The following is a 12,159-nucleotide window of genomic DNA, read 5'->3' as shown; positions in this document are numbered from 1 at the left end:
CAAACGGCCGTCACGCTGTCGGTTTGGTGCGAAGATACACGAACCAGTAGACCGCAGCCACCATAAGTGAGCCGCCGACGATGTTGCCGAGCGTTACCGGTATCAGATTGGCGAAGATGAAATTGTCCCAGGTGATCGCCGCGAAGTCCGCCGGCAATTTGCCGATCGCGCTCCAGAAGTTGTCTGGAGCCCACGTCTTGATGAACAGCCCCATCGGGATGAAGTAGATATTGGCGATGCTGTGCTCGAAACCGGCCGCTACGAAGGCCGAGATCGGCGGAATGATGGTTACGACCCGGTCGATCGTGGTGCGAGCGCCATAACACATCCAGACCGCGAGGCAGACCAGCGCGTTGCAAAGGATGCCGAGCATGAAGGCCGGCCCGAAACTCAGCGCGCTTTTGCTGTTGGCGATCGCGAGCGCGTTATGCCCCACGGCTCCACCCCCGAATGAATACTGTGCCGAAATGAATACCAGCGCAGCGGTGGCAATCGCGCCGAGGAAATTGCCGGCAAAAGCGATACACCAGTTGCCGAGCATGGCGCAGGTCGGAACCTTGCCGCCGGCCCAGGCCATGACCAACATGTTGTTGCCGGTAAAGAGCTCTGCACCGGCGACCACAACCATGATGAGACCGGTGGCGAACACAAGGCCGGTCAATAGCCGCATCACGCCATAAGGCAGAACAGCGTCCGGTCCGATCCCGCCGGCGCCAACCGTTGTCGCGAAGACCGCGCCGAAACCAATGAACGCGCCGCCAAGGATGCTGAGAACGAACACCGCCAGCGGGTCCATCGCTGCACGCGCGACACCGCCCGCCTCGGCGCGCTGAGCCATAGCCGACGGCAGGATTGTATCTATGCTAACCGGCTGCGGCTGCGGGCTGTCAGTCATGATTGCGCCGGTGCGATTAGCCGCCACCGAGGAATAGCAGACCGACGATCTGCACTGCGACCACTTTCAGGATAGTCGCGGACGGGAAGATCATCGCATAGCCGATGTCGGGACGCTCGGTCGGCGCCATTCGCGTTCCGTAAACGAGGATGGCCGGATTTCCGGTCGCGCCGGCTGTGACGCCCATAAGGTCGTCGTAGGGAATCTTCATCACATAGTAGCCGACGATCAGGACGATCAGAACGGTCGTGAGCAGCACGGCGGCACCGATGAACAGGAGCGTCAACCCGGACTCGGTCACCGTGCGTACGAAGGGCTGGCCGGCATTGATGCCGACCGCGGCGAGGAAAATCGCGAGCCCATAATTGCGCAGGACGATGTTTGCCGGCAGCGGCATGGTCCAGAGCATCGGTCCGGTGCGGCGCAGCTTGCCAAGGATCAGGGCGACGATCAGCGGTCCGCCGCCGATGCCGAGCGTAACGACACCGACGCCGGGGATCGGGATCGGAACCAGCCCCAGCAGAATCCCCAGCACCATGCCGATGCCGAGCGAGACATAGCTGAATTCGGACGTCGCCTTGACGCTGTCGCCGAAGACCTTTCGGATTTCTTCCTTGCGTGCCGGCGGTACCAGCACGCCGACGCGGTCCCCGAACTCCAGCATGAGGTCGGGGTTCGGAACGATGTCCGCATCGTAACGGCGGACATGCAGAAGCCGTGTTCCCCCTGGCAACGAAAGCTTCGACAGCGGCACTCCGACCATGCTCGCCTTGCCGACGAAGACCCGGATGTAGTCCAGCGCAGAGCGGTCCTTCACCAGGATGCCGGGCTCGAGACGCCCGAATTTCGCCGCGGCCTGCGCGAGAGCCTCCTCGCTGTGAGATACCACCAGCAGGCCGTTGTCCCGGGTCAGGACGAGGTCCTCCGATGGCATGACGTTCTCATTTCCCACCCGCACCATCGTGATCTGCACGCCGGCCGGCAGATCCTTGTTGACATCGCTGAGCAAGCGGCCCTCCGCGGCTGCGCCCAGCGCGATCTCGCCCATGTGAAACCGCTGCGCCTTTGGCGGAAAGCTCGGCTTGACCTGACGGGTCATGAAATACATGCCCAGAATGGGGCCGATGACGCCGAACGGATAGGCAATCGAATAGCCGATCGACGGATCGCTGTTCTTCATCACCTCAAGCGCGGCCTGCAGTGTTGCCGTGCTTGTCATCGAACCTGCGAACATCCCAAGCGTGTGGCCGATCTTGATCCCAAACGCGTGCCCAAGTCCAAGCGCAACCGCAAGGCCTGCAACCACGGCAAGAAGAGCGAGGAAATTATATTTGCGTCCCTCGGCGCCGGCCATTCCTTCGAAGAACTGCCGCCCATACAGAATGCCGATGCCATAGAGAAACATCACCAGTCCGGTCAGCCCGATCGGGCCGACGATATTCGCATTCGGCGCGAAGGCGCCAATTGCAAGACCGACAAACAGAACGGCACCGACACCAAGCGAAAATCCGCCCAGATTGATCTGCCCCACCAGATAGCCGACGCCGATTGCGAGAAAGATCGCGAGGATCGGCTGGCTGCCGATGATGTCGCGGGCAAGGTCGATCATGGCAGGGTCTCCGGAAACACGAGTGGCGAGGCGCCGTTCAACGATCAGCGGACATTGCAACCGGCGGAGCGGAACTGGCCGATGACGCGGCCAATGAGATCCGGCGTCGGAGTCGGTGTGGTCTCGTGGACATAGGGAAGACCCATCGCGTGCCACTTGAAGGCACCCATCTGATGGAACGGCTGCACTTCCACCCACTCGACATTTCTCATGGGCGCGACAAATGCCGCGATGCCTTCCACATTTGCCGGATCGTCGGTATAGCCCGGCACCAGGGTGAACCGCACCCAGGCGGGCTTTCCGATCTTCGAGAGCCGCTCCGCGAAACGCAGCGTCGGCGCGAGATCGCGGCCGGTCACCTTCTTGTAGGTCCCGGGGTCCGAACTCTTGATGTCCAGCAGAACGAGGTCGAGATTTGACAGGAATTCGTCGGTGACACGGTCGCCGAGATAGCCGGATGTCTCGATCGCGGTGTGAAGTCCGAGTTTCTTGGCGCCGGCCAATATCTCGCCGGTGAACGCCATCTGCACCATCGGCTCCCCGCCCGAAATCGTGAGGCCGCCGTCGAGCGATCGCAGAGCGGGCGCGAATCCCGCAAGCCGATCCAGCACCTGTTTCGCGGGGATGTAGGTGCCGTCTTTCAAATGCCAGGTATCGGGATTGTGGCAATAAGTGCAGCGGAGAAGGCAGCCAGAGACGAACAGCACCGCGCGCAACCCCGGCCCGTCGTAGCGGGACGAGGTTTCATAGGAATGCACATAGCCAAAAGTGCCACTCTTCTCGTCGATTACCTCACTCTCATCGGGCGCGTCAGGTGACTTCCCGACCCGCAGGTCGTGACGACTGCCCGCCTCAAGCGTGCCGAGCTGTGACATGGGGCCCTCCCAAGGCTTTCGGCGCGCGCGTCTCACACCTGTCCATGGAAGGTGCGGCTGATCACGTCCTGCTGCTGCTCTTTGGTGAGGCGCACGAAGTTCACCGCATAGCCCGACACCCGAATGGTGAGTTGCGGGTACTTGTCCGGGTTCTTCATCGCGTCCTCGAGCGTTTCCTTGTCGATCACGTTCAGGTTCATGTGGAAACCGCCGTGATCGAAATACATATCGAACGCCTTGGTGGCCGCCTCGATGAGTTGCTGCTCGGAGAGATGCGCCTTCTGCGGCGCCACCGACACGGTGTAGCTGATGCCGTCCTGCGCATCCTTATAGGGCAGCTTCGCCACCGACAGGCAGGAGGCGAGCCAGCCGTGATTATCGCGGCCGTGCATCGGATTGGCTCCCGGCCCGAACGGTTCGCCCTTGCGCCGGCCGTCAGGAGTATTGCCAGTCATCTTGCCATAGACAACGTTGGAGGTGATGGTCAGCACGCTCTGGGTATGCGTCGCGTTGCGATAAGTCGGATGCTTGCGGATCTTCTGCATGAAGCTCGTGACGAGATCGGCGGCGATCGTGTCCACCCGGTCGTCGTTATTGCCAAACTGGGGAACGGCGTTCGCCCCCGGCCCCTCGATGACGTAGTCGACGGCAAGACCGGTATCGTCGCGCACAACGCGGACCTTTGCGTATTTGATAGCGGACAGGCTATCGGCGACCACCGACAGGCCAGCGATGCCGAATGCCATGGTGCGCAGGATGTCGCGGTCGTGAAGCGCCATTTCCAGGCGTTCGTAGAAATACTTATCGTGCATATAGTGGATACAGTTCATTGCATGCACATAGGTGCGCGCGAGCCATTCCATCGTCGTGTCGAACTTCGCCATGACCTCTTCGAAGTCCAGCACATCGGCGGTCACCGGCGGCGTCGGAGGCGCTACCTGATCTCCCGACACCTCGTCGCGGCCTCCGTTGATGGCATACAACAGCGCCTTGGCGAGGTTAACGCGCGCACCGAAGAACTGCATCTGCTTGCCGAGCTTCATCGCGGAGACGCAGCAGGCGATCGCGTAATCGTCGCCCCAATAAGGCCGCATCAGGTCGTCGTTCTCGTATTGAAGTGACGACGTCTCCTTGCTGATTTTCACGCAGTACCGTTTGAAATTTTCGGGCATGTGTTTCGACCAGAGAACCGTTATATTGGGTTCCGGGGCCGGTCCGAGATTTGTCAGGGTATGCAGCATCCGGTAGCTGCTCTTGGTGACAAGTGGCTTGCCGCTGATGTCCATGCCGCCGACGCATTCCGTCGCCCAATACGGATCGCCACTGAACAAGGCGTCGTAATCGGGCGTACGAAGGAAGCGCACGATGCGAAGCTTCTGGACGAGCTGGTCCCACAGCTCCTGCCCACCCTCTTCGGACAGCACGCCTTCCTTCTGGTCGCGGTCGATATAGATGTCGAGAAACGTCGAGACTCGTCCAAGCGACATTGCGGCGCCGTTGGCCTCCTTGATCGCACCGAGATAGGCGAAATACGTCCACTGGAACGCTTCCTGCGCGTTGGCCGCAGGCTTCGTAATGTCAAACCCATAGCGCTTGCCCATCTCTGCGAGATCGTTCAGCGCGCGAAGCTGTTCGGACAATTCTTCACGGACTCGGATGATCTCGTCAGTCGGCCACATGTCGTCGACCTGCTTACGTTCCTCCTGTTTTGCCTCGATCAAGCGCGCGACACCGTAAAGGGCGACGCGGCGGTAGTCGCCGATGATGCGACCACGGCCATAGGCGTCCGGAAGCCCGGTTATGATGCCCGATTTCCGACAAGCGCGAATTTCATCGGTATACGCGTCGAACACGCCGTCGTTGTGGGTCTTTCGGTACTTCGTGAATGCCTCGTGTACCAGCGGGTCGGATTCGATGCCCGCAGCCTTCAATCCGGCCTCGACCATGCGCAGGCCGCCCCACGGGAAGATGGCCCGCTTGAAAGGCTCGTCTGTCTGCAGGCCGACGACAACCTCGTTTTGCTGGTCGATGTAACCCGGCTTGTGCGCCAGCATGGTCGAAGGCGTTTTCGCATCCGCGGCAAGCACGCCTTTCTTGCGCTCCTCCTGGAAATACGGCTGCAGCTTCGCCCAAACCGCCTTGGTCCGCGATGTCGGCCCAGCGAGAAACTTTTCGTCACCGGCATAGGGGTTCGCATTGCGCACGATGAAATCGCGGACGTCGATTGCCGTGCACCAGTCGCCCGGAACGAAATTTCGCCACGCGTTCTCTTCGCTGCGCGTCATGCTGAGGGCGGCTGAACTGGGCATGTGAAACTCCCGGTCAAATCAGGTGTGGTGTCTTTCCTGCAGATGGGTAGCTCGCATCTTCAGCAGACCGCACTGGGACGAATGCTGGAGGATGCTGCGATGCAACCGCGCGACGTGCGTGTCTGCGCGTGCCGTCAGAGTCGATAGCCGAATTTCCGCATACAAGCCGCACCGCGGGTGGACTTGTTGGCGTCCGAGGTCGTACCCGCCCCGAGGCTCCCTTTCTCCTTGTCCATGAAAGCCTTGCAGCGCCTGAAGGCTTCCTCGTAGCTGATCTTCTTCTGCTTTTGCTGAGCCGAGGCCGGTACCGCTATTGCCAGCAATGCACCGGCCGTCAGCAGCGCCGCCGCGATGCCAAGGATTCTGGGTGCGACCATGTTTCGTCTCCTCCAATGGACCCGCTCTCCGGCAGGATTTGAATTGGAATAGAATGTCTCAATGGTCGGCGTGAACTGAACCTAGGTGTAGACGCGCGATACGATCGGGTGAGTATCTCGCCGTTGCACGCGTGCCCAGCTGCGTCGCAACATGTGCGGATACACCTGCGCATCTCTTCAGAGGTCGAGCGTGACGTGCACCACTTCGGGCTCGGAGCGCGTCTCTATAGGAAGACCGCTCTTCTCGAATGTCTTCAGCATGGGTACGTTCTCGCGCAGGACTTCCGCCACCAGCTGCCGAAGGCCCTGCGACTTCGCGATCAGCGCGAGATGGCGCATGAGATGGCTGCCAATCCCCCTGCCTTGGTAGGAATCGATGATCGTGAACGCGACCTCAGCCTTGCCGTCCGAGACCACCACATAACGCCCTCCGCCGACAATCGTCGGACGTCCGCCCTCCTCGACGACAGCGACCAGCGCGACATGCCGCTTGAAATCAACATCGACGAGATAGTGCGTTTCCGCCTCGGTAAAGACCGTCTTGACGCCGAAAAACCGGCGATAGAGGGAAAGCGGACTGGTCCGGTCGACGGCATTCTCAAGATCCCGCCGGTCGGAAGGACGTAGGGCACGCAATTCGACGCGGCTCCCATCCCGCAGCGCTTCCGTCGCAGCATAGTCTTCGGGGCGCGCACTCATGGCTTTTTATCATCTGCTGGCCACGCCGCGAGAACAAGATAAAAGCGGACCATGGGCTGCTGCATTGGTTTAACCCTCCGATGCGTAAGGATAGTTCGCCCAGTCCATTCGTTTGAGTGCGAGTTCGGTCGTTTCACGCGCGACGCAACCGCGCTATAATACTGGTTTGATGACCGGCGCGGAGGTTTGATTGAAATGTTCGGTGTTCTCGATCGATTCTTCGAGTGGCTGCATGCCGTGCCGGCCGTCTTTACCGAGCCCGGGTCCCCGAACTTTTTCCTGTCGCGGGCAATCATCGGCCTTGTCCTGGCCATAGCAATTGTATGCTTTCTGATTGCCCTTCACTATCGTCGCATGTTCAACACCGTGAGGCGCCTCTGGTCCGGCCCCGGTGGAACGACCAAAGCCTGAGCATGCAAAAAGAGCGAAAGTACCGTACATGACGCATACCGCCCATCCCGCAGCGCCGCATCACCTGCCGTGGTTCATAACCTCGCCGGATCAATCCGACGTCCTGATGTGGATCATGGGCATATTTCTTCTCATCGCCGTCCTGGCCGTCGGCAATATCTTTTTGCGCCTGCACACCTTGCCCGAGCGCATGGCGCACCGATCCCAGAAGCTGCAATTCGAAATTGTGGCGGTGCTTGGACTGCTGGCGTTGTTTACGCACCAGCACGTATTCTGGGTCGCCGGTCTCCTTTTGGCGCTTATAGACATTCCTGATTTCGGCACGCCACTTCGTCGAATTGCCGGATCGGCCGAAAAGCTGGCAGGCATTCCACCCGGGGAAGGAAACCTCGCCGCAGACGAGATCGAGCGCGCTGCGATCAGCCAGAAGCAGTTGGAGCACTGAAATATGCTTGAGCTTCTTCTCTGCTCCCTGCTGACGATCCTGCCCGACTATCTTTACCGGCGCTACGTTCAGGGAAAGCGCATCGGTAAGGAGATTACGCTCTACTCGGTATGGTTCGAGCTGCGGTGGGGCATCATCGGATGCCTGCTACTGACCGTCGCACTGATCACGACGATCTTCTATTTCCATCCGTCGACGAAAGCCGTCATCGCCTCCTTCCGCGCGGTACCCATCGTGTCCGAAACCAATGGCCGCGTCGCCCAAGTGTATGTCGGCATGAGCGACCAGGTAAAACAGGGCGACCCGATTTTCAGGCTGGACGATTCTAAACAGGCTGCCGAACTGGAGACGGCGCGGCGGCGCGTCACTGAAATCGACGCACAGATGATCCAGGGCCGCGCCGAAATCGCCGCAGCGGCCGGGCAGGTCGATCAGGCGAAGGGAGCATTGCAGCAGGCGATCGATGAACTCGAAACCAAGGCGGAACTGAACCGTCGCAACGCCGATATCGTAGCGCGCCGGGAGATCGAGCGGCTGCAGAACCTTGTGAAGACGCGGCAGGGTGGCGTCGATGCAGCGCAGTCCCAGATGCAGGCCGTTGAGACCAAGGTCGAGGTCGTGTTGCCCGCACAAAAGGCGAGTGCAGAGGCGGCTCTCGCCGAAGCCCAGGTCGCCCTCGACAAGACCACGATCCGCGCCGGCGTGACCGGCCGCGTCGAACAATTTGCGCTCCGCGTCGGCGACATCGTGAACCCATTCGCGCGCCCGGCCGGAGTGCTCATTCCCGCGGATAGGCGCAATGCGCTCGCCGCCGGCTTCTCCCAGATCGAGGCACAGGTCATGAAGGCAGGCATGGTCGCAGAGGCGACATGCATCTCGAAGCCATGGGTCATCATCCCGATGGTCGTGACCGGTGTGCAGGATGCCATCGCTGCGGGCCAGTTCAGAGGCGGCGAGCAACTGATCGACGTCCGACAGAATGTTCAGCCAGGTACGATATTCGTGGTCCTCGAGCCGCTTTATCCCGGAGGCCTGGAGGGCGTAACCCCGGGCTCGAACTGCATCGCAAACGCCTACACCAGCAATCACGAATTGCTTGCATCCAAGGATATCGGCTCGTTCCGGCGCTTCGGATTGCATGCAATCGACGCTGTAGGTCTGGTGCATGCGATGCTTTTACGCATTCAGGCACTGCTTCTGCCGATCCGCGAGCTTGTATTCAGCGGGCATTAGCGTTCGTCCCGCAGGCGCTTGACGGATGATCGGCTGCTCGCGCCGACCATCCTCCGCGGAGAATTAGGCGCCCGGTGATATTCTAAGGAACAATGGACTCGACCCTTCTGCCTTAGCTGATATCTCACGCACAGCGGTCCGGCAATCCTGAGAGCCGAAGCATGAAATCTCGCTGGCACCGCTGCGGAACCGGCGGCCGCGTATTTAGTTGAAAGGTCTCATGATCTCGATCATCGATGACGACCATGGCGTTCGGGAAGGCACCGCCAGCCTCCTGCGGTCGCTCGGATACGAGGTTCAGACCTTCGAATCCGGGCGCGCCTTCCTTGACTGGGACGGCTCCAAATCGTCGGTTTGCTGCGCAATCGTGGACATCACGATGCCGGAGGTTGACGGGTTCGAACTCCACCGACAACTCGTCCGCGACGGCTGCCGTTTCCCGATCATCTTCCTGACCGCTCTCACCGATGCCGTCGCAACCGCGCGGATTCGCGAGTGCCACGTACATAGTGTCCTGACCAAGCCCTGCTCGGAGCAAAAGCTCGTTGATTGCGTGGAGTCCGCTCTCGCGAAACAATAGTCAAGGCTACGACGATCTGGGAGACTAATAACGCTGCTCAGCGAAGCGTCGACCTTCAAGGGCCGCGCCGTCGTCGTAGGCGTGCTTGGTTTCGCGCGCCGGCAACTTGACCTTTGGGCGCGCCATCTTTTTGTATGGAATCGCCTTCAGGATGTGCGCGATGCAATTCAGCCGCCCGCGCCGCTTGTCGTCGGATCGGACGATCGCCCAGGGGGCATGGTCGCTGTCGGTTTGCTTCAACATGGCGTCCCGGGCGCGCGAATAGTCGTACCAGCGGCTGTAGGACTTGAGGTCCATATTGCTCAGTTTCCATTGGCGGAGCGGATCTTCGATCCGCGCCTTGAACCGCCGCTCCTGCTCCTCCATTCCGACCTCGAGCCAGATCTTGATGAGGACGATGCCAGCATCGACGATGTGCTTTTCGATTTCGGGACACAGTTCCAGGAAGTGCTTGTATTCGCGGTCGCCCACAAAACCCATGACGTGTTCGACGCCGGCGCGGTTGTACCAGCTGCGGTCGAAGATCACGATTTCGCCGGCCGCCGGAAATCGCTCGAAATACCGCTGGATGAACATCTGGCTTTTTTCGCGATCGGACGGCGCAGGCAGTGCAATCACCCGGAATACGCGCGGACTGACGCGCTCCGTCAACGCCTTTATCGTTCCGCCCTTCCCCGCGGTGTCGCGACCCTCGAACACCACGATGGCGCGCAGACCCTTGGCCTTGACCCATTCCTGCAGGTGACAGAGTTCGACCTGCAGCTTTGTAAGCTCCTTCTCGTACTCCTTGCGCGGCATTCTCTCCGCAGCCGCTGCATCCTGGGATGCCGCCGCTTCCTTCGACCGCTTTTTCGACTTTCCGCGCTTCGCCATTCTGTCTGATCTCCGGACCGGCACCGGTGCGAGCTTGAGCCTTGGGCCGACGCCAACATGCTGTGAAGTTTGGATAAACTGTACTTTGGTTTAGTGTTGCGCGTGTCTCTCCTCGTTCCGGAGTCATTCGCCGGACATCGGATTTTCGCGCGGTGGTACGGCATCATAGGTCGGCAAACCTGCAGCGTCGTTGCCGGTCCGCGCGACCGATCGACGAAGCACCTCAAAAATAACCGCGGTCGACCAGCCGAACAACAGGACGCCATTCATCGCCGCCATCGGTCCGAGCAATTGCCAGCGCTCGACCGGAACGATATCGCCATATCCGAGCGTCGTGTAGTTGACGAAGGCGAAATAGAGATTCGACGCGCTTCCGCTATTCGGAACTACGCCAGCAAGCCAATAGCCGACCGACCAGACGGCAACTTCGCAGCAATGCGCCAGCGTGATGACGAGGACCGTCACCATCATGAGCATGACGAGATTTGCGGAGGTGTCCGCGGGACACCTTCGGCTTATCTTGCGGGCGACCTGGATGACGGCCGTCATGGCGAACGCATGAATCGCAATATTGATTGCGCTGACACCGCCTCCGAACAGAAGCTGACGCACCAAATTCATCGATCGTCCCGCAGTTCAACGGAAACGAATGTTCGGGTCATTTTCCGCCGGCGGCCTGAACCCGGCGCCACGTCTGGTCCGGATTGAGCCCGCGACCTTGGGACCCTGTTTCGCAATGACCTTGAACCGATAGCCGAAATAGGCGGAACTCGGCCTTGGCTTATAGCCGTCCGCCACAGCGCGATCGACCATCTTGCTCAGGGGGCTCGCCGGCTGACCATTGATGGCCGGCCAATATAGCCCGTCTTTCAGTCCCGGACGGCTGATGATGCGCTGGGCATATCGCCTGTCACCGTCCTTTCCCGTCATCGCGGCGTAGCTTTCCTGAGCCGCAACAAAGCAAGACTTGCTTCGATCGCTTTCGCCTCGTTCCTTGCAATCCGTGCCCGAAGCAGATCCTGGCGGCCCGTCGCCATGTCGAATTGCCAGCCGGCACTGGTCCGGATCAGCGGGATTGGGAATGCTACATCCGAGGATCCGACAACAAGGGTCGCCTCCCGGTTCCCATGCATCACCACGCGGTGCTTCTGCGCATAGTTGTCCACAAACCGCTTTCTAGCGGCCGTGTCGGCAACATCGTCGCCAGATGACAGGATATCGAAAGCCGCCCGGCCAACGACATCAAGGATGCCTCCGCCCGGCTCGGACCTGAGCGCAGCCACCAGCGCGTCCGCTGCGGCTTCCTCAGTCGGAAGCGGGCGTTGCGCGTAAGCCGACGCGGTCAGTGAGACCAGAGCAAGCCCTGCGATCATGGTGCGCATCAATCGCCAGTAAAAAGCGGCATCCCGACGAATTTCGGGAACCCGCGACATTGATTGGGTCAGACGGTTCATCTCGGCTACGTCTTGCGGAAGGTCAAATCCATGATGGTCTCAGATCGGCTATTTGATAAGCGCAAATAACAGCAGTCAAACCAACATTACGATTCTTCGTCGGCTGTGTTGCAGTGCCGAAGAAGTCACTTCTTGACGAGCGCAGGCCCTGATCCTCAAATGTCCGCACGAACCAGCCATACACATCCATATACTCACTTTATATCCGATAAATCGGGTTTGTTCAGGAACATCTCGTCTCCGAGACTGGTAATGGCATCGCAAGGTCATCAACAGACGGAGCCAGTGCAGACACAGCAGCCTATCGTCTGCGTCATCGACGACGATTCCTCGATCCGCGACGGTATGACCAGCCTGTTTCGATCCGTGGATATCGCGGTCGAAACATTCGGCTCCGCC

12 protein-coding genes and 1 pseudogene are annotated in these 12,159 nt (G+C 60.1%); 3 read left to right on the top strand and 10 right to left on the bottom strand.

Going from position 1 to position 12,159, the window contains the following annotated elements; translation table 11 throughout:
- Nucleotides 1–10: 10 nt before the first annotated feature.
- The 7 genes from AB7F49_RS11935 to AB7F49_RS11905 form a co-directional block, all read right to left on the bottom strand.
- Nucleotides 11–895, bottom strand: coding sequence for a formate transporter FocA (locus AB7F49_RS11935; RefSeq protein WP_428522535.1), 885 nt, complete (start codon nucleotides 893–895; stop codon nucleotides 11–13).
- A 16-nt stretch (nucleotides 896–911) separates the two neighbouring features.
- Complete coding sequence (locus AB7F49_RS11930; RefSeq protein WP_428522533.1) at nucleotides 912–2,504, bottom strand: aspartate:alanine exchanger family transporter; 1,593 nt, start codon at nucleotides 2,502–2,504, stop codon at nucleotides 912–914.
- 44 nt (nucleotides 2,505–2,548) lie between these two features.
- Complete coding sequence (gene pflA / locus AB7F49_RS11925; protein WP_428522532.1) at nucleotides 2,549–3,379, bottom strand: pyruvate formate-lyase-activating protein; 831 nt, start codon at nucleotides 3,377–3,379, stop codon at nucleotides 2,549–2,551.
- Between the two features lie 32 nt (nucleotides 3,380–3,411).
- Nucleotides 3,412–5,688 (bottom strand): formate C-acetyltransferase, encoded by a 2,277-nt coding sequence (gene pflB, locus AB7F49_RS11920; RefSeq protein WP_428522530.1) that lies wholly within the window; start codon nucleotides 5,686–5,688, stop codon nucleotides 3,412–3,414.
- Between the two features lie 134 nt (nucleotides 5,689–5,822).
- Nucleotides 5,823–6,065 (bottom strand): hypothetical protein, encoded by a 243-nt coding sequence (locus AB7F49_RS11915; RefSeq protein ID WP_428522528.1) that lies wholly within the window; start codon nucleotides 6,063–6,065, stop codon nucleotides 5,823–5,825.
- A 177-nt stretch (nucleotides 6,066–6,242) separates the two neighbouring features.
- On the bottom strand, nucleotides 6,243–6,764 hold the full coding sequence (locus AB7F49_RS11910) for an N-acetyltransferase family protein (protein ID WP_428522526.1): 522 nt from the start codon (nucleotides 6,762–6,764) through the stop codon (nucleotides 6,243–6,245).
- Nucleotides 6,765–6,917: 153 nt separating this feature from the next.
- Entirely contained in the window at nucleotides 6,918–7,205 is a 288-nt protein-coding gene (locus AB7F49_RS11905; protein ID WP_428522649.1) for a hypothetical protein, read from the bottom strand.
- Here AB7F49_RS11905 and AB7F49_RS11900 point away from each other — a divergent pair.
- From AB7F49_RS11900 to AB7F49_RS11890, 3 genes are all read left to right on the top strand, one after another.
- Complete coding sequence (locus tag AB7F49_RS11900) at nucleotides 7,204–7,620, top strand: hypothetical protein (RefSeq protein WP_428522639.1); 417 nt, start codon at nucleotides 7,204–7,206, stop codon at nucleotides 7,618–7,620. The two genes, AB7F49_RS11905 and AB7F49_RS11900, sit on opposite strands and share 2 nt — an antisense overlap.
- 3 nt (nucleotides 7,621–7,623) lie before the next feature.
- The gene (locus AB7F49_RS11895) at nucleotides 7,624–8,853 is read left to right on the top strand and encodes an HlyD family secretion protein (protein ID WP_428522525.1); all 1,230 of its coding nucleotides are present in this window, start codon (nucleotides 7,624–7,626) and stop codon (nucleotides 8,851–8,853) included.
- 220 nt (nucleotides 8,854–9,073) lie between these two features.
- A complete protein-coding gene (locus tag AB7F49_RS11890; protein WP_428522523.1) occupies nucleotides 9,074–9,433 on the top strand; it encodes a response regulator transcription factor in 360 nt (119 codons plus the stop codon).
- Between the two features lie 24 nt (nucleotides 9,434–9,457).
- Here the strand turns inward: AB7F49_RS11890 and ppk2 are convergent, their stop codons facing one another.
- From ppk2 to AB7F49_RS11875, 3 genes and pseudogenes are all read right to left on the bottom strand, one after another.
- The gene (gene ppk2, locus AB7F49_RS11885) at nucleotides 9,458–10,231 is read right to left on the bottom strand and encodes a polyphosphate kinase 2 (protein WP_428522637.1); all 774 of its coding nucleotides are present in this window, start codon (nucleotides 10,229–10,231) and stop codon (nucleotides 9,458–9,460) included.
- Between the two features lie 198 nt (nucleotides 10,232–10,429).
- The gene (locus AB7F49_RS11880) at nucleotides 10,430–10,927 is read right to left on the bottom strand and encodes a potassium channel family protein (RefSeq protein ID WP_428522522.1); all 498 of its coding nucleotides are present in this window, start codon (nucleotides 10,925–10,927) and stop codon (nucleotides 10,430–10,432) included.
- 15 nt (nucleotides 10,928–10,942) lie between these two features.
- Nucleotides 10,943–11,679 (bottom strand): annotated as a pseudogene (locus AB7F49_RS11875) (DUF2950 family protein).
- Nucleotides 11,680–12,159: the final 480 nt, after the last annotated feature.

The sequence above is a fragment of the Pseudorhodoplanes sp. genome (genome assembly GCF_050250235.1).
Taxonomy (GTDB): Bacteria; Pseudomonadota; Alphaproteobacteria; order Rhizobiales; family Xanthobacteraceae; genus Pseudorhodoplanes.
Note: the sequence above shows the minus strand (reverse complement) of the source record. Positions and strands in the feature narration are given on the sequence as shown.

Excerpts from the sequence above, each read along its gene's own strand:
- AB7F49_RS11935 (WP_428522535.1), bottom strand. The coding sequence starts at position 895 with ATGACTGACAGCCCGCAGCCGCAGCCGGTTAGCATAGATACAATCCTG.
- AB7F49_RS11905 (WP_428522649.1), bottom strand. The coding sequence starts at position 7,205 with ATGTACGGTACTTTCGCTCTTTTTGCATGCTCAGGCTTTGGTCGTTCC.
- pflB (WP_428522530.1), bottom strand. The coding sequence starts at position 5,688 with ATGCCCAGTTCAGCCGCCCTCAGCATGACGCGCAGCGAAGAGAACGCG.
- ppk2 (WP_428522637.1), bottom strand. The coding sequence starts at position 10,231 with ATGCCGCGCAAGGAGTACGAGAAGGAGCTTACAAAGCTGCAGGTCGAA.
- AB7F49_RS11895 (WP_428522525.1), top strand. The coding sequence starts at position 7,624 with ATGCTTGAGCTTCTTCTCTGCTCCCTGCTGACGATCCTGCCCGACTAT.
- AB7F49_RS11915 (WP_428522528.1), bottom strand. The coding sequence starts at position 6,065 with ATGGTCGCACCCAGAATCCTTGGCATCGCGGCGGCGCTGCTGACGGCC.
- AB7F49_RS11880 (WP_428522522.1), bottom strand. The coding sequence starts at position 10,927 with ATGAATTTGGTGCGTCAGCTTCTGTTCGGAGGCGGTGTCAGCGCAATC.
- AB7F49_RS11930 (WP_428522533.1), bottom strand. The coding sequence starts at position 2,504 with ATGATCGACCTTGCCCGCGACATCATCGGCAGCCAGCCGATCCTCGCG.
- AB7F49_RS11890 (WP_428522523.1), top strand. The coding sequence starts at position 9,074 with ATGATCTCGATCATCGATGACGACCATGGCGTTCGGGAAGGCACCGCC.
- AB7F49_RS11900 (WP_428522639.1), top strand. The coding sequence starts at position 7,204 with ATGACGCATACCGCCCATCCCGCAGCGCCGCATCACCTGCCGTGGTTC.
- AB7F49_RS11910 (WP_428522526.1), bottom strand. The coding sequence starts at position 6,764 with ATGAGTGCGCGCCCCGAAGACTATGCTGCGACGGAAGCGCTGCGGGAT.
- pflA (WP_428522532.1), bottom strand. The coding sequence starts at position 3,379 with ATGTCACAGCTCGGCACGCTTGAGGCGGGCAGTCGTCACGACCTGCGG.